Genomic DNA, 16,004 nt, shown 5'->3' with positions numbered 1-16,004 from the left:
GAGCCCCAGCCGCGCAGTACGCTTCGTCAGGGATCGGCGAAGGAGGGCCCGGCGTGTCGCAATTGGTGGTGTCTCCTCCTCAATTTGTCTCGGCGACAACGATTTTGGAAAGCATAGGCTCGTCGCTGTACTCGGCCAACGCGGCCGCAGCCGTTCCCACCACCGGCCTGGTAGCCGCCAGCGCCGACGAAATCTCGGCCGAGCTGGCGGCGTTCTTTGCCGAGCACGGCCGGCAATATCAGGCGGCGGCCGGGCAGTTCACTACGTCCTACGAGCAGGTTGTGCTCAGACTGCTCGAGACCGCACAACTCTATGCGAACGCCGAAATCGCCGTCGCTCAACAGCTCGCTGCCGGCGCATCGCGCTTCGTCAACGAACCCGTCCTGCAGCTCACCGGACGCCCGCTGTTCGGCGACGGCGCCAACGGATACACGACGGCTCAGGGCGTGGGAACCCCCGGTGGGGCCGGCGGCTGGCTATTTGGCAACGGTGGCACCGGCGGTGTCAGCGTTCGCTACGGGGTGGCCGGCGGCACCGGCGGCGCGGGCGGTGTATTGCTGGGCAACGGCGGCGCAGGCGGTCGTAATCTTTACGGCGGCATGCCGGGTGGCGCCGGCGGGTCCGCGGGTTTGATCGGCATCGGCGGTACCGGCGGGGCCAGCGGTCCGGGTGGCATCGGCGGTGCAGGCGGTCGCGGCGGCCTGTTGGGACTGCCCGGGACCGCGGGGATCAGCACGGCCCTGGGCCCGAATCAAACATTGATCCATCCCGGCCAGTACGGCAGCCCGATTCTGAATATCTCGGTTGGTGGTGGACCGGGTGCGCCCGTCACCGTCGACTCCGGCGCCAGCGGCTTGGTGGTACCGCCGCAGTACGTGAACTTGGCGACCCTCGGTACGCCCACCGGGACGGGAAGTGTGAGTTACGGCGGGACCCTATTCGTCAACTACAAGACCTACCTGACGACCGTGGATTTCGGTAATGGAATCGTCACGGCACCAACCACCGTCGGGGTGGCCACCTCGGCGTATTTGAATACCCCGGGCAACGTGATAGACGTTTCGTTGCTGCCCGCCTATCTGGGCGTGGGACCCAACAACGATTTTCCGTTCAGCAGCCCAGTGACCGCCGCGTTGCCGGGCAACATGAATGAGGGAGTGTTGATCAACCTTCCTCGCGGCATGCTGGAATTCGGACCCAATCCACTCCCCCCCATTGTCGAGATGGACGGAGCCCCGAGAACCGTCGTTCAAGTGCAGATCAACAACGAATTGCCGCAAACTCTAGGCGCATTCATCGATTCCGGGGGCGAGCTGGGAGCCATCCCGCAATCATTGGTCCCGGGCCTGGCCATCGGCAACCACCTGCCCGCCGGAACAGTCATCACCGTCTCCACGATCAACGGCGTGCCGCTCTACACCCAGACAGTCACCGCGGACCACACCCCATTCGTCGTTGCATCGCCGACGGCCAACAACTTCTACGTCTTCAACACCGGGTCCTACCCCTTCTCACAGTTGCCCATTTACATCTGGAACAACGACGCGGTAGGTACGACGGTCTTCGACCGCCAGATCTGAGCTCCTAAACGTCATTCCGCGAGCTGCAGGCACACTGCCAGCGCGCCGGCACCGACGTGCACCGCGAGCACCGGACCCAACGGCGTCACGATCGCGGGATCACAGCCCGGCAACCGTTCGGCCAGTTCCGCCGCCAACTCCTGTGCGCCGCCGTGGTTACCGACGTGGTGGACGGCCAGCGCCGCGGAGCGCTCCCCCACCACCGCACAGATCTGGTCGATCAGCGCAGCGACAGCTCCCTTGGCTGTTCTTATTCGTTGCGCCAGAACGAGTTTGCCGTCTTCGATATGCAGCAGTGGTTTGAGGGCGAGTGCGGTACCCAGCCAGGCCTTGGCCCCGCCAATCCGTCCGCTGCGCCGCAGGTTGTCCAACCGTTGCACGACCATGTACGCGTGCGTGCGGTCGACAGCGGCGGTCGCGGCCTTGGTGACGGCGTCCAAGTCGCCGCCGGCCGACGCGGCCTCGGCGGCGGTCAGCACCGCGAAACCGGTGCCCATCGCCGTCGATTTGGAATCGACGACCCGTACCGCAACACCGAAATCCCCGGCGACGCGTTCCGCCAGGCGGTATGTTCCAGACAGGCCCGACGAAATATGTACTGCCACAACGCCGTCGCCGTCGCTATCGGCCAGGGCCTGCTGGTAAACGGCGCTCAGATCGGCCGGGGTGGCCGCCGCCGTGGTCGCATGGCGCTTGTGGATGTCCTCGGGGATGTCATCGACGCCGTCGCGTAGGTCGGCATCATCGAGCAAGATGTGCAGGGGCACTTCGCGAATGCCCCACCGGTCCCGCAATTCGGCCGGCAGCCGCGAGGCGCTATCAGTGACCACCTGGACGGTCAATGGCGCCGCTCCTGCGTGGTGCCGGACTGCAAAGCTTCGGCCAGCGCCTTGAGCATCAGCTCCGCGACCGCCTGGTGTGCCTCGAAGTTCCAGTGAATGCCGTCAGGGTTGCCTCGCCCGCTCATGATCTCCTCGCCGACAGCGGCTTTGAGGTCCACCAGCGGAACGTTGTGGGCTTGAGCCCATGCGGTGATCGCCGCGACGGTGCCCGCGCGGCCCTGATGCGCCTTACCGTACGTCTCGGCGATGTGTACCGACGGCAGCGATGCCACGATCGGGATGCCTGGCCGATTGAAATCGATTGCAGCACGGGTCTGTTCGAGGTATTCGGCGGTCAGATGGGGCGGCAACGCCGGCCGAGCGATCGGCGAAAACCGCGGCTGCAGCCAACCGTAGCCGTCCCGGACCCACCGCCGCAGCCAGGGCGGCCGGACATAGCGGATCAGCTCGCGCAGCGCGGTGGGCCACACCGACGGCAGGGAATCCATTCCGCTGGTCGCAAAGATCACCGCACCGGCCTTGGGCAGCGCCGCCCAGGCCCGAGGGTCCTGGGTTGCCGCCCACCACACATCGCGGCAGGTCCAGCCGATCCGCCCGATCAGTTCGACATCCCAGTCCAATTGGGAGGCAACAATATTCGGCCAGATCCGCGCATCGTCGGCGGGCAGCCCCCCGGTGGGCCCGTAATAGGACAGCGAGTCGGCGAAGATCAGTAGTACGGGCCGTGCCTCGCGACCGGGCTCAGAGGACATCGTTGGACACCTGCGCCGACGCGTTCCACACGTCCAAACGCCACCGGATGGCGTCGAAGTCCGCGCCCAGGGCGGAATGGCCGGAAAGCTGTACCCAACTGGCGTTGCCCAATCCGCCCAGGATCGGCCAGTTGCCCACCGGCAACCTCAACAGGCCGGCGGACAACGCCGCGATCAGCCCGCCGTGCGCGACCAGCACGACCGGCCGTTCCGGCTCGCCCGGTCCGCCCCACTCCGGTGCCGCGGCAACCAGCTCGCTCACCAGCGGCACACTCCGCGCGGCCACGTCCACCCTGCTCTCGCCACCGTGCGGTGCCCAGGTGGCATCCTCGCGCCAGGCCAGCCGGGCGCCCGGCGCTTCGGCATCAATCTGGGCATGGGTCATGCCCTGCCAATCACCAAGGTGCGTCTCCCGCAGCCGGGCATCCACCCGGACCTGCATACCGGTGCGCTCCCCGAGCTTGACCGCCGTGTCATAGGCCCGCCGCAGATCAGACGACAGGATCAGCAGCGGCTGGAGCTTGCCCAGCACCTCGGCCGCCGCGACGGCCTGGGCGCGACCCAGCTCGCTCAGGTCCGTGTCGAGTTGGCCCTGCATGCGGCTGCCGAGGTTGTAATCGGTCTGGCCGTGGCGCAACATCACCAACCGGCGCACCGTCATTCCGGGGCCGCCTTGGGTACGTCGCCCAGGTCCACTGGCACTATCGGGCAGTCGCTCCACAGCCGGTCCAGCGCGTAGAAGTTGCGGTCATCCTGGTGCTGGATGTGCACGACGATGTCGCGGTAGTCGAGCAGCGTCCAACGGCCCTCGCGGGCCCCCTCGCGTCGGGCCGGTTTGTAGCCCGCCTGGCGCATCTTTTCCTCGACCTCGTCGACGATCGCATTGACCTGCCGTTCGTTGGACGCCGAGGCGATGACGAAGCAGTCGGTGATGACCAGTTGGCCAGAGACGTCGATGACGAGAACATCATCGGCCAATTTCGAGGCCGCCGCGGTGGCGGCCACCGTGGCCATGTCGATCGCTTCCTGATTTGCGCTCATGTGCTGTTGCCGGCGGCCAGGCTGGGGGCGGCCGGATTCTCGCTCCTCTCGGGAGTCCGGTAGAGACGTCGCTTGGAGACGTACTGCACGACGCCGTCGGGCATCAGGTACCACAGCGGTCGACGCTCGTGCGCCCGCCGCCGGCAGTCGGTCGACGAGATGGCCAACGCGGGGATTTCGTACAGCGTCAGGGTGCCCTCGGCGAGTTCACCGATGGCCTCGATGATGTGGTCGTTGCGCAGCTCGTAGCCCGGACGGCTGACACCGATGAAGCGGGCCAGGCCGAAGAGTTCCTCCCAGCCCTGCCAGGACAGGATGGAGGCCAGCGCGTCGGCACCGGTGATGAAGTACAGCTCGGCATCCGGGTTGAGGGTGTGCAGGTCGCGCAGCGTGTCCTTGGTATAGGTAGGACCGCCGCGGTCGATGTCGACCCTGCTCACCGAGAAGCGCGGGTTGGAGGCGGTGGCGATCACCGTCATCAGGTAACGGTCCTCGGCGGCCGAGACCTGGCGATCCTTCTGCCAGGGTTGGCCGCTGGGCACGAAAACGACTTCGTCGAGCTTGAACTTGTCAGCCACCTCGCTGGCAGCGACCAGATGGCCGTAATGGATGGGATCGAACGTCCCACCCATAACTCCCAACCGGCGCTGCTTTTGCATGGTTTGCCAGCTTACTGGAGGCTGCGATCAGGCATTACAGCTCGAGGAATGCACACAGTTTCGCGGCAACGGCTTCCTGCTGGTCACAGTATCGACGTGCATCCGTCATCCTGGCGCAATGCTCGGCGGCAACCCAACAGATCGTGTAGAAGAAGATCTGTGGAAGATGCGCCGTTGAGCTCGGTAGATCAGGCCAAAGCGTGGAAAGACGCCATGACCCGGCGCCTGTACACCCGCTCGGTGGTCACCGGGGAGATTTCGCTGCCCGCCGTCCCAAGCATGCTCGACGAGTACGTCGAGATGTGCAGTGGCATCTTCGCGGGCGTGGGCAGGAAGTTCAATGACGAGGAAATCGCCCATCTGCGCACCGTGCTGCAGACCCAGTTGACCGAGGCGTATTCCATTTCCCACCGATCCAACATCGTCATCTCCTACAACGCCCCGGTCGGCCCAACTTTGCACTATCAAGTGAGCGCACGCTGGTTCAGCGTCGCCGAAGCCTATGACAACTGGGTCAGCACCCGCGAGCCGCCGCTTTTCGGCACCGAACCCGACGCGAGGGTGTGGGCCCTGGCCAACGAAGCCGCGGACCCCAGCGCGCATCCGGTGCTCGATATCGGTGCGGGCACCGGACGCAACGCCCTTCCGCTGGCAAGGCGCGGCCATCCCGTTGACGTGGTGGAGATGACTCCGAAATTCGCCGAGATCATCCGGGCCGAGGCCCAGCGGGATGCGCTGGATCTGCGAGTGATCGTGCGCAACGTCTTCGAGACGACAGAAGATCTGCGACAGGATTATCAACTGATCTTGCTGTCTGAGGTGGTGTCCGATTTCCGCACCACCGAGCAGTTGCGTGGCCTGTTCGAACTCGCAGCGCACTGCCTGGGCTCGGGCGGCCGGTTGGTGTTCAATGCGTTCCTACCCCGCCACGGTTACGAACTTGACGCCGTGGCACGCGAATTCGGTCAGCAGGCGTACACCAGCATGTTCACCAGAGCGGAACTATCCAGCGCGGTGGCCGGGTTGCCGCTCGAGCTGGTAGGCGAGGACTCGGTGTACGAGTATGAGAAAGCGCACCTTCCGCCCGGCGCTTGGCCGCCCACCAGCTGGTACGCCGACTGGGTCAGCGGGCTCGACATCTTCCCGGTGGGACGTGAGGACAGCCCGATCGAGATGTCTTGGCTGGTGTTCCGCAAGACCCGCTGACTGGCGCGCTTGCCCCAGCGGCGAGCGTCACGCTGGCGTGGCGCTGGGCGTCGAACGCCACACTCGCGTGACGCTCGGCGCGCGGTCAGACCGGCAGTAGCTGGTCGATCACCGCCGCCAGCTGCTTGGCCGACCGGCATTCGTGCATCGTGATGACCTCTTCGTAGCGCGGCACCGCCGAATCCCCGCTACCCCAAAGGTGTTTGGGCTCGGGGTTGAGCCAGTGCGCGTGCCGGGCGGCCGTCACCATGTCGGCCAGCACATCGACGGCCGGGTTGCGGTAGTTGGTGCGCCCGTCGCCGAGTACCAGCAGTGAACTGCGCGGCGACAGCACGTTGGGGTTGGCCTGCACGAACGAGACGAACGCGTTGCCATAGTCGGAGTGTCCGTCCCGGGCGAACACGCCCGCCTCCCGGGTGATCCGCTGGATCGCGACGGCCAGGTCGGCCTCCGGGCCGAACATGTGAGTCACCTCGTCGGTGGTGTCGATGAACGCGAACACCCGCACCCGCGAAAACTGTTGGCGCAGTGCGTGTACCAGCAACAGGGTGAAGTGGCTGAACCCGGCGACCGAACCCGAGACATCGCACAGCACCACCAACTCCGGACGCGCCGGGCGCGGTTTCTTCAGAACCACGTCGATCGGCACGCCACCGGTGGACATCGATTTGCGCAGCGTCTTGCGCAGGTCGATCGTGCCCGCGCGGGAACGACGGCGCCGGGCAGCGAGCCGAGTGGCCAGAGTGCGCGCCAGCGGGGCAACCACCCGGCGCATCTGCCGCAACTGGTCACCGGACGCGCGCAGGAATTCGACGTTCTCCGAGAGTTGGGGAATGCCGTACATCTGAACGTGGTCGCGACCCAACTGTTCGGCGGTGCGCCGCTTCGTCTCCGCATCGACCATCCTGCGCAGCTGCGAGATCTTCTGCGCGGCAAGCGCCTTGGCGATCTGCTCCTGGCTGGGCGAGGGTTCGTCACCGTAGGGTGCGAGCAGGCCCGCCAGCAGCTTGCCCTCCAATTCGTCCAGCGCCATGGCCTTGAGCGCTTGATAAGACGAGAAGGACGGGCCCCGGCTGGAGTTGTATTTTCCGTAGGCCTCAACAATCCGGGCGATCATCCGCACTAGCCGCTCGTCCATGTCGGCCAGTTCGGGGTTCTCGTTCAGCAGATCCAGCAGCATCTGCCGCATCGCCTCGACGTCGTCGGGCGGCAGGCCGTCGGGGTCACCGGCCGCATCGTCGTCGGTCACCACTGCGCGGGCGCCCAGCGCGGCGGGGAACCACAGGTCGAACATCGCGTCGTAGGTGTCCCGGTGATCCGGCCGGCGCAGCACCGCACACGCGATGCCCTCCCGCAACACCTCGCGGTCGCCCAGACCCAGCGTGGCCATCACCCGGCCGGCGTCCACCGTCTCCGACGGCCCCACCGAAATGCCGCTGGCACGAAGGGCTTCCACGAAACCGACCAGATGACCGGGCAGCCCATGCGGGGCGAGCGGCCGGGACGGGCGGATACGCCGGGTGGCCATCAGTTCAGCCTTAACTCACCGGCCGCGCGCTGCTGATCGGACTGGTGTTTGAGCACCACACCCAAGGTGGCGGCGACGACGGCGTCGTCGATGGTGTCCAGCCCCAGCGCGAGCAGCGTGCGTCCCCAGTCGATGGTCTCGGCGATCGACGGCACCTTCTTGAGCTGCATGCCGCGCAGCACCCCAATGATCCGCACCAGTTCCTCGGCGAGGTGCTGGGGCAGCTCGGGCACCCGGGACAACAGGATGCGCCTTTCCAGCTCGGGAGTCGGGAAGTCGATGTGCAGGAACAGGCAGCGGCGCTTGAGCGCCTCGGACAGCTCGCGGGTGGCATTGGAGGTCAGCACCACCAACGGCGTGCGGGTGGCCGTGATGGTGCCCAGTTCCGGGACGGTCACGGCGAAGTCGGAAAGGACCTCCAACAGCAGGCCTTCGATTTCGATGTCGGCCTTGTCCGTCTCGTCGATCAGCAGGACGGTCGGTTCGGTGCGGCGGATCGCGGTCAGCAGCGGACGCTGCAGCAGGAACTCCTCGCTGAAAACGTCGTCCTTGGTGGCCTCCCAGTCACCCGAACCGGCCTGGATACGCAGGATCTGCTTGGCGTGATTCCACTCATACAGGGCGCGGGCCTCGTCGACGCCCTCGTAGCACTGCAGCCGGACCAGTCCCGATCCGGTGGCTTGGGCGACGGCGCGGGCCAGTTCGGTCTTGCCGACCCCGGCCGGGCCTTCCACCAACAACGGTTTGCCGAGCCGGTCAGCCAGGAAAACGGCTGTCGCGGTGGCGGTGTCGGGAAGGTAGCCGGTCTCGGCGAGCCGTCGCGAAACGTCGGCGATATCGGCGAACAACGGCACAGGCCGTGCGGGCACGCTCATTGAGTCTCCTAGGTTTAGGCCGGACGGGTTTGGCCGGAGCCCCACACGATCCATTTGGTCGAGGTCAATTCCGGCAGCCCCATCGGGCCGCGGGCGTGCAGCTTCTGAGTGGAGATGCCGATCTCGGCGCCGAACCCGAACTGCTCGCCGTCGGTGAAGGCGGTGGAAGCGTTGACCATCACCGCGGCCGCATCGACCTGTTCAGTAAACCGCTGCGCCGCAGCAAGATTCGTCGTCACGATGGCTTCGGTGTGTCCGGTGCCGTATTCGTTGATGTGGGCAATGGCGGCGTCCACGCCGTCAACCACCGCAACCGCGATGTCCATCGCCAGGTACTCGCGGCGCAGGTCGTCCTCACCCGCATCGGTGTGCACGGCGACGCCGGCGCCTTGCAGCGCGCCCAGCAGCCGGGGCATCGCCTCGTCCGCGATCGCGGCATCGACCAAGAGGGTTTCGGCGGCGTTGCACACGCTCGGGCGACGCGTCTTGGAGTTGAGCAGGATCCGCTCGGCGACATCCAGGTCGGCGGCTTCATGGACGTACACATGGCAGTTGCCGACGCCGGTCTCGATGGTCGGAATCTGCGCGTCCCGCACCACCGCCTCGATGAGTCCCGCGCCGCCGCGGGGAATCGCGACATCGACCAGGCCGCGAGCCTGGATCAGGTGGGTGACCGTGGCGCGGTCGGAGGACGAGAGCAGTTGGACCGCGTCGGCCGGCAGATCCTGATCGGTCAGGGCCTCCCGCAGGACCTTGACCAACGCCTCGTTGGACCGCGCCGCCGAGGAGCTGCCGCGCAGCAGGGCCGCGTTGCCGGATTTCAGCGTCAGGCCGAAGGCATCGACAGTGACGTTCGGGCGGCCCTCGTAGATCATTCCGACCACGCCGAGCGGAACTCGCTGCTGACGCAGTTGCAGCCCATTCGGCAGGGTGGATCCGCGCAGCACCTGGCCGACCGGATCGGGCAGCCCGGCGACCTGCCGCAGCCCCGCGGCGATGCCGTCGACCCGCTGCGGGTTCAGTGCCAGCCGGTCGAGCATCGCGTTGGGGGTGTTGGCTTCGCGCGCGGCGTTCAGATCCTCTGCGTTGGCGGCCAGGATCGCGTCGACGTTGGCCAGGATCGCGTCGGCGGCGGCGTGCAGCGCGCGGTCTTTGGCCGCCGTCGGCACCGAGGCCAGGATGCGGGCCGCCACCCGGGCACGGCGGGCGGCGTCATGCACCTCTTTGCGCAGATCGGGAAGCGCCGGTGCGTGCAAACTCATTAATCCAGGGTATCGGCATGCAGGCCTGTTCACTCAGCGTGGGTCAGCCGGACTTCGTCCTCCACCACTGATAAAGGCTGCCCATGTCGGTGCCGACGATCATGGCGACCCTGAGTTTGGATTCGTCGCTCCACACCACGATCGGGTGCGTCGTCGAATTCAGGGTCATGGTGGCACATTCCACCTGCCCGCCGGTCTTGCCGCTGCTGCCGTACGTCCAGGGTCCCGGCGACACCTGGTTGCCCGGGCAGGACGACTGGATGTCCATCTTGTCGCCGCCGACCTGTTTGAAGCCCGTCTGCATGTCGTCGACATTCCCGAACAGCCCGAAAGCCGCCTCGCTGGGCCCGCCGGCCACGGTGTTCTGGTCGCAGGTGACCTTTTCGATTGCGGGCGCCTTCGCCGGTTTGACCTGACAGTTGCTGGACGAGAAACCCTCGGGCAGCATTCCCATCAGTTTGCTCGGATCCGCCGAGGCGGTCGGCGCGAGGCCCACTGGCGGGACGAGGACAACGGCAGCGCAGAGCAACTCGGCTGCGGTCTTCAAACGCGACATGGCAAACAACCTTCCGCCTCAAAGTCTCGAACGCTGATGGGTGCGGCAAACGGTAGCGTGAACTTACGGTGCAGCGGGGCGGATTGTTCAGAAAATCCGATTGACGGCGTTCAGGCCACCGGCTGGCGTTGGGTCACGCGCTTTGCCTTGCGCTGCCGCTCCTCGATCAGCCGGCCCAGGTCCTGCAGCAGCAGCGGCTTGTCCATCACGATCTTTTCGATGTGTTCGCGGTCGATCTCCAATGCGGTGACCTCTTCCAGCGCGTAGGCGGCGGCGACGTTGCGTTGCCGCGTGAGCGCGGTGATACCGATGAAGGACCCCTCGTCGAGCGTGGTCACGGGTACTTCGACACCCTCCTCGTCGGTCACGGTCAACCGCACGCTCCCGGCGACGAGGAACGTCATGACCGTGGGGATCGCTCCCGCATACTGCACCTTCTCGTCGGCGCCGTACCTGACGATCCGTGCGTAAGGGGCGAGGAACTGCTGATCGGCCAGGGTGAGGCGAAGCTCGGTCGCGACCACGGTGCGCAATGCCTGCCGGACCCGTTCGGGCGTGGAGAAGTCGTCATCCGCGCCGTCCAAATGCAGTTCCTGCCGGCGCGCGGCGTACCAGATCCAGCGCAGGAACGTCGCTTCGGTGGCTCCTGCGTCCGACGGCGAACCGACCCTGATCGTGGTGCGGTACTCGCCGCCACCCAGCGCCACCGAGGTGGGTACCGTGCCGGGCTGGATCAGCGGCAGCCCACTGGCCACGAACGACAACATCGCGCACACCTTGTCGGGCGGGTCCGCGGTGGCAAACGTGGTGGTGATGGAAACCTTGTGCGGACCGGCGGGCCGGCTGAGATTGGTGAACGCGGTGGTGGCCAGCATCGAATTCGGCATGATCCGCATGCCGCTTCCGGTCTGAATGTGCACGGCCCGCCAGTTCACCTCGACGACCCGTCCCCGAGCATTCTGCGTGTCGAGCCAATCATTGATCCGGAAGGGCTGCTCGAAGAGCATGAACAGCCCGGAAACAATCTGGCCGACCGAGTTCTGCAGCATCAGGCCGATGACCACCGAGGTGATCCCAAGTGCGGTGAACACACCGGCAACACGCACACCCCAGATGTAGGACAGGATCACCGCCAGGCCCAGCCCGATCAACGCGAAGCGGCCGACATCCAGGAAGATCGCGGGAACCCGCTTGCGCCAACTCTCTTCGGGTGCGCCTTCAAACACCGTGGCGTTGAGGCCGGACAGCAGCAGCACCAGGACCAGGAAGCCGAATACCGTGGTCAGGAGTCGCACCGGGACATCGCCCGCCGAGATCTGTGACGCCTTCACCAGCAACAGCAGCAAGGCCCCGAGCGGTAACAGCCAGTTGCGCACCATGCCGACCTGTCGGGCCAGTCGGCTGCGCCTTCTGACCAGCGTGTGGTGCAGTTCGGTGAGCAGGATCAGTCCGGCCGGGAACCCGACCGCAACCGCGATCGTCCAGTAGAACCAGGAGGAATGCAACGGATTCATCAGCGCTCCGACAACCGGTAGATCGTCTGCTCGGTGCCACCCACCGAAATCGTGCCCGCCGGGGTGAATTGGCGAGAATCGCGCATCGCCTCATACACCTGGGATGCCACGTAAATGCCCGGCTGCGGTGCGCCACTGTGCATTTGGTAGGCCAGGCTGACCGCGGTACCCCACATGTCGTAAACGAGACCGGACTGGCCGACCAGTCCGCTGACGACGTTTCCGGTGTTGATGCCGACCCGCAACCCAAGATCGTGGCGACTCTGGTTGTTGAATCGCTCGATGATCCGCCGCATCTCGAGCGCGAACTCGATGCTGCGATGCAGGCTGTCGAGTCGTGGCGTGATGACGCCGCAGCTGGCCAGATACCCGTTGTGGAAGGTGCGGATCCGTTCGACGCCAAGGGATTCGGCGGCCGAGTCGAACTGGCCGAAGAGATCGTCGACTATTCCGACCAGTTCGTGTTCGGGGACCTCGGTGGAGATCTCGTCGACTCCGACGATGTCGGCGAAGATGATTGCGACGTCCTGGTGCGTCTGCGCGATGGTGCTGTCGCCCTGGCGATACCGCTGCACCACCGACTCGGGCATCAACGAGAGCAGCAGCCGATCGTTCTCTCGCCGTTGCTCGTTGAGCAGCTCTTCCTTGATCGCAAGGTTACGGCTCATCTCGTTGAAGGCTCCGGTGAGGTCGCCGATCTCGTCGCGCGACGTGATCGGAATGTTGACCTCGTAGTCACCCGAGCTGATCCGTTGCGTCCCCTCCTCCAGGCGACGTACGGGGCGTACCGCGGCCTGCGCGATCAGCATGGAAGCCACGCTGATCGCGAAGATCATGGCCGCGACCGCCACCGCAAGCGACTTGCTGAATCTGGCGAGCCGGGCGAATGCGTCGGAGTCGTCCCGAGTGGCCAAAATCGCCCAGTGCAGATCGGAATTCGGGATGTCCAGCGGGGCATAGGCCTCGAGTTCTCTGTTGCCGGTGTAATCCGTGCCGACCGTTACCCCGGTCTCACCGCGTAGGGCGTCTTTGAGTCCGGCACTGTGGATCGGCTGCACCAGCGTGGTGCCACCCAGCCGAATCGCCCGATCGGCGACCTCCGATGAGGTCCCGGCCGCGATCACTTCGCGCCGGTATTCCTGGGGGTCTTGCAGGAAAAGTCTTGAGTCCGAGCGCATCAAGCTGTCGGGACCCGCCAGGTATGTCTCGGTCGCCGCTCCCATACCCGCGGCATCCCAGTCCTTGTTGGCAGTCATGATCTGGTTGATCTTGGCGATCGGCACCGGCAGGGCCATGACGCCGTCGGTCTTGCCATCGATTCCCACTGGCGATACCACCCACGCCGTCGGCGCGCCCAGCGCCGGCTGATAGGGCTGAAAATCGGTGATCCAAACGAACTCGATATCGTTGGCGCGCAGCGCTTTTTGATACGCATCGCGCAGATTCGACTCGCGGTATGGCCCGGTGAGAATGTTTGTCCCGAGGTCCGGGCCCTTGCGGACCGAATACACCACGTTGCCGTCCATGTCGAACAGCAGCGCGTCCTGATAGTCGAAACGCTTGACGATGTCGCGCATGTAGAAGTCGTAGCGGGCATTGGCCGCCGACCATGCGCTGCCATCACCCGCGTCCAAAGCCGGAGCCGAGTCCGGCTTTGACGTGGCCGTGTAATTGGCTTGGAGGTAACGCTGCGCGTTGGCCTTCGGTAGCACCGCGTTGAGGTCGATGTCTTCGCCGGTCAGCCGTTGCATGGGCTTGATCATGCGATTCTCGTAGTAGTTGACGATCGCCTGCTGCTGGGGGCCACTGATAGTGGCGTTGGCCAATTGATCGAATCCAGCGGACATCGCAACCACCGCCTGGTCGACACTGAACCCGCTGCTGTAGACATCCAGGGAATTCGTGACTTCGGTGAACAGCGCCTCGATCTGCCGCTTCTGGGACTCGCGCAGTTCGATCAGCCGCTCGGACTCGACTTCACGCAAGGCACTCCGCCCGGAGATGCCGGCCAGGACGCCGATCACCGCCACCGACAGAATGCTCGACAGCAGCAGGGCGATCAGGATTTTGGATTGAATGCTGACCCGGAACCTAATCCCCGGCAGGCGCGGCCGGAAACGCCTCTTGGCCGGAGCGCTGGCGCTCTCCGGTGTCGGCTCTGTTGGCTCACCCGACGTCAATCGGCTTCCTTCTGCTACCGGCTGTTACGGGTCCCGGTCACGGTGCAGATTAGCTTGCGGCTCGGCGGATATCGGTCTTCGGTGAAAAGTGACGCCGGGCCGTGTCCTGGCTTTCACCAAAGAGTGATGCTGCGGTGCTCATTGGACGGCGCACTCCCAGTCGACGACGAACCGGTGCGCAGGGTCGGCAGGGTCTACCGCGCATGGGAGTTCGACGCCGACGGCGAGTTGCGGCACGTGCTCGGGCGGTACCGACTGGACGCTTCGGGCGACCACGGGTGTCAGGTTGGGAAACCGCAGCTCCATCTCGATGACATACTGCGGGGCATCGAGAAGTTCGGGCATCGCGGTCGCGGCCCGGCCCAGGGTCCGCAATGTGTTTCCCGTGGCCGCGAAGGACTTCAACACCCCGGTGACCCGTTGCCCGGTGGCGAGCAATTCCGCCGCCGACGCCCACCGCCCCGAGTTGCTTCCATGCCGTTGCTTGAGCTGGTTGTACGCCGCCGCGATTGCCGCGGCACTCGGCGGCGGTTGCGATCCGGCCGATGTCGGGTGCATCGGCGGGCCGGATTCGATTCGAACCTTCTGCGGGTTCGCTGAGTCAACCTGCACGCGCACGATCAAACCGGGCTGCACCGAAGCCAACGAGATGGGGTGCACCGCTTGCCGAACGGTGACTTCGTAGGGTTCACGTCCGGGCAGTTCAACAGTCAGCCCGATCTTGCAGACGTACCTGCAGTCAATCACCGTGCCCGTCGACTCCAACGATCGAACGTGGGCGATACCAGTCAGCGGCGGACCGGCGAACTTCGGTTTCCTGATGCGGTAGAGGCTCACAGCGATGACGACCACGACGGCAGCGGGCACTCCCCAGCTGACGAACGTGATCAACATGTCCATGGCCGCAAGGTAACCACGGGCTGTCGCCTACCGTGCCCAAGTTCGGGGAAATGCTTCTACCCTCGACGACATGTCAGCGCGGGTTGTCGTGGTCGGCAGCGTGAACCTCGACCTGACCCTGGACGTCGCCAGATTGCCCCGGCCGGGCGAGACGGTGCTGGCGTCGTCGTTGACGCATGCGCCCGGCGGCAAGGGCGCGAATCAGGCGGTGGCTGCGGCACGCGCGGGCGCGCAGGTGCAATTCGTCGGTGCGGTGGGTGAGGACGCGGCCGCTGACCAACTGTTGGCGCATCTGCGGTCCGCGGGTGTCGGTCTGGACGGGATCGTGCGACAACCCGGCCCGAGCGGAACGGCAGTCATCGTGGTCGATGCCGGTGCAGAGAACACGATCGTGGTGGCCCCCGGCGCCAATCGGCACCTGACGCTGACACCGGAGCTGTTCGATGCGTGCGATGTGTTGTTGACCCAGTTGGAGATTCCGGTGACGACAGCATTGGCGGCAGCGCGGCAGGCGAAGCGGGCCGGGGCGGTTGTAATGGTCAATGCCTCGCCCGCCGGGTCGGATGCCGAGCCGCTGGCCGAACTGGCTGGCGTCACCGACGTGGTGGTCGCCAACGAACACGAAGCGAACGAATGGCACTGGCAGGCAGCTCATCTAGTGGTCACCCTGGGTGCGCGTGGGGCCCGGTACATCGGCGCCGACGGCGAGTTCGAGGTGCCCGCTCCTGCCGTAGCAGCGGTCGATACGACCGGCGCCGGTGACGTGTTCGCCGGTGTGCTGGCGGCGAATTGGCCGGGTGACCCGGATTCTTCTGAGCAACGTCGCTTGGCGTTGCGGCGAGCCTGCGCGGCGGGCGCATTGGCGACGCTGGTCCGGGGAGCGGGAGATTGCGCACCAGACGCCGCGACGATCGAAGCGACACTTTAGTAGCGAAATATGTTGTACTGATTGCCTTTCAGGGTTCTGGTGAAGACGAACTTGTCAGTGCCTCCGCATAGCATGTGGCTATGGTTTCGAGTTCGCGTGAGGAGATCGTGGGGGTCTTCGATGCGCTCGATGCCGAGGTGGATCGGGTGTGTGGGTTGTCCTTTGAGGTGTTGACGAATGC

General features: G+C 65.5%; 15 protein-coding genes. 3 read left to right on the top strand and 12 right to left on the bottom strand.

Features of this window, described 5'->3' with window-relative positions; genetic code table 11:
- The first annotated feature begins 53 nt into the window (after positions 1-53).
- On the top strand, positions 54-1,580 hold the full coding sequence (locus tag BN972_RS30830) for a PecA family PE domain-processing aspartic protease (protein WP_036358526.1): 1,527 nt from the start codon (positions 54-56) through the stop codon (positions 1,578-1,580).
- An 11-nt stretch (positions 1,581-1,591) separates the two neighbouring features.
- Here BN972_RS30830 and BN972_RS13215 read toward each other — a convergent pair whose 3' ends face one another.
- Genes BN972_RS13215 through nadD form a run of 5 tightly spaced genes read right to left on the bottom strand, consistent with a single transcriptional unit; the run spans position 1,592 to position 4,874 of the window.
- A complete protein-coding gene (locus BN972_RS13215) occupies positions 1,592-2,422 on the bottom strand; it encodes a DegV family protein (protein ID WP_036358523.1) in 831 nt (276 codons plus the stop codon).
- Positions 2,419-3,174, bottom strand: coding sequence for a diglucosylglycerate octanoyltransferase (octT, locus tag BN972_RS13210; protein WP_036358520.1), 756 nt, complete (start codon positions 3,172-3,174; stop codon positions 2,419-2,421). Before octT ends, BN972_RS13215 begins: the two co-directional genes overlap by 4 nt.
- Positions 3,164-3,835, bottom strand: coding sequence for a glucosyl-3-phosphoglycerate phosphatase (gene gpgP / locus BN972_RS13205; protein ID WP_036358518.1), 672 nt, complete (start codon positions 3,833-3,835; stop codon positions 3,164-3,166). Before gpgP ends, octT begins: the two co-directional genes overlap by 11 nt.
- Positions 3,832-4,215 (bottom strand): ribosome silencing factor, encoded by a 384-nt coding sequence (gene rsfS, locus BN972_RS13200; protein ID WP_036358515.1) that lies wholly within the window; start codon positions 4,213-4,215, stop codon positions 3,832-3,834. The genes gpgP and rsfS overlap by 4 nt, the downstream gene beginning before the upstream one ends.
- Positions 4,212-4,874, bottom strand: coding sequence for a nicotinate-nucleotide adenylyltransferase (gene nadD / locus BN972_RS13195; RefSeq protein WP_080696834.1), 663 nt, complete (start codon positions 4,872-4,874; stop codon positions 4,212-4,214). The genes rsfS and nadD overlap by 4 nt, the downstream gene beginning before the upstream one ends.
- Positions 4,875-5,087: 213 nt before the next feature.
- On the opposite strand from nadD, the gene BN972_RS13190 reads away from it, so the two are divergent.
- On the top strand, positions 5,088-6,080 hold the full coding sequence (locus BN972_RS13190; protein WP_099051127.1) for a class I SAM-dependent methyltransferase: 993 nt from the start codon (positions 5,088-5,090) through the stop codon (positions 6,078-6,080).
- An 85-nt stretch (positions 6,081-6,165) separates the two neighbouring features.
- Here the strand turns inward: BN972_RS13190 and BN972_RS13185 are convergent, their stop codons facing one another.
- The 7 genes from BN972_RS13185 to BN972_RS13155 form a co-directional block, all read right to left on the bottom strand.
- On the bottom strand, positions 6,166-7,608 hold the full coding sequence (locus tag BN972_RS13185; RefSeq protein WP_036358506.1) for a vWA domain-containing protein: 1,443 nt from the start codon (positions 7,606-7,608) through the stop codon (positions 6,166-6,168).
- Positions 7,608-8,483, bottom strand: a complete 876-nt coding sequence (locus BN972_RS13180) for an AAA family ATPase (RefSeq protein WP_036358503.1) — start codon at positions 8,481-8,483, stop codon at positions 7,608-7,610. Before BN972_RS13180 ends, BN972_RS13185 begins: the two co-directional genes overlap by 1 nt.
- Positions 8,484-8,497: 14 nt before the next feature.
- Positions 8,498-9,745, bottom strand: a complete 1,248-nt coding sequence (locus BN972_RS13175; protein WP_036358500.1) for a glutamate-5-semialdehyde dehydrogenase — start codon at positions 9,743-9,745, stop codon at positions 8,498-8,500.
- 43 nt (positions 9,746-9,788) lie between these two features.
- Positions 9,789-10,301: a hypothetical protein gene (locus BN972_RS27735; protein WP_051545430.1), complete on the bottom strand. Its 513-nt coding sequence runs from the start codon at positions 10,299-10,301 to the stop codon at positions 9,789-9,791.
- Positions 10,302-10,411: 110 nt separating this feature from the next.
- A complete protein-coding gene (locus BN972_RS13165) occupies positions 10,412-11,815 on the bottom strand; it encodes a mechanosensitive ion channel domain-containing protein (RefSeq protein WP_036358497.1) in 1,404 nt (467 codons plus the stop codon).
- Positions 11,815-13,995 carry an adenylate/guanylate cyclase domain-containing protein gene (locus BN972_RS13160; RefSeq protein WP_036358493.1) on the bottom strand — a complete coding sequence of 727 codons (2,181 nt, stop codon included), beginning with the start codon at positions 13,993-13,995 and terminating at the stop codon, positions 11,815-11,817. Before BN972_RS13160 ends, BN972_RS13165 begins: the two co-directional genes overlap by 1 nt.
- Positions 13,996-14,133: 138 nt before the next feature.
- Positions 14,134-14,895 (bottom strand): hypothetical protein, encoded by a 762-nt coding sequence (locus BN972_RS13155; protein WP_036358491.1) that lies wholly within the window; start codon positions 14,893-14,895, stop codon positions 14,134-14,136.
- A gap of 70 nt (positions 14,896-14,965) precedes the next feature.
- Here BN972_RS13155 and BN972_RS13150 point away from each other — a divergent pair, with 70 nt between their 5' ends.
- Positions 14,966-15,823, top strand: coding sequence for a ribokinase (locus tag BN972_RS13150; RefSeq protein WP_036358488.1), 858 nt, complete (start codon positions 14,966-14,968; stop codon positions 15,821-15,823).
- The last annotated feature ends 181 nt before the right edge of the window (positions 15,824-16,004 follow it).

The organism is Mycobacterium asiaticum DSM 44297 (assembly GCF_000613245.1).
Taxonomy (GTDB): domain Bacteria; phylum Actinomycetota; class Actinomycetes; order Mycobacteriales; family Mycobacteriaceae; genus Mycobacterium; species Mycobacterium asiaticum.
Note: the sequence above shows the minus strand (reverse complement) of the source record. Positions and strands in the feature narration are given on the sequence as shown.

Bases quoted from the DNA above. Each gene is read 5' to 3' on its own strand.
- BN972_RS27735 (WP_051545430.1), bottom strand. From the start codon at position 10,301: ATGTCGCGTTTGAAGACCGCAGCCGAGTTGCTCTGCGCTGCCGTTGTC.
- rsfS (WP_036358515.1), bottom strand. From the start codon at position 4,215: ATGAGCGCAAATCAGGAAGCGATCGACATGGCCACGGTGGCCGCCACC.
- BN972_RS13175 (WP_036358500.1), bottom strand. From the start codon at position 9,745: ATGAGTTTGCACGCACCGGCGCTTCCCGATCTGCGCAAAGAGGTGCAT.
- BN972_RS13185 (WP_036358506.1), bottom strand. From the start codon at position 7,608: ATGGCCACCCGGCGTATCCGCCCGTCCCGGCCGCTCGCCCCGCATGGG.
- gpgP (WP_036358518.1), bottom strand. From the start codon at position 3,835: ATGACGGTGCGCCGGTTGGTGATGTTGCGCCACGGCCAGACCGATTAC.
- BN972_RS13190 (WP_099051127.1), top strand. From the start codon at position 5,088: ATGACCCGGCGCCTGTACACCCGCTCGGTGGTCACCGGGGAGATTTCG.
- BN972_RS13180 (WP_036358503.1), bottom strand. From the start codon at position 8,483: ATGAGCGTGCCCGCACGGCCTGTGCCGTTGTTCGCCGATATCGCCGAC.
- nadD (WP_080696834.1), bottom strand. From the start codon at position 4,874: ATGCAAAAGCAGCGCCGGTTGGGAGTTATGGGTGGGACGTTCGATCCC.
- BN972_RS13150 (WP_036358488.1), top strand. From the start codon at position 14,966: ATGTCAGCGCGGGTTGTCGTGGTCGGCAGCGTGAACCTCGACCTGACC.
- BN972_RS13155 (WP_036358491.1), bottom strand. From the start codon at position 14,895: ATGGACATGTTGATCACGTTCGTCAGCTGGGGAGTGCCCGCTGCCGTC.
- octT (WP_036358520.1), bottom strand. From the start codon at position 3,174: ATGTCCTCTGAGCCCGGTCGCGAGGCACGGCCCGTACTACTGATCTTC.
- BN972_RS13165 (WP_036358497.1), bottom strand. From the start codon at position 11,815: ATGAATCCGTTGCATTCCTCCTGGTTCTACTGGACGATCGCGGTTGCG.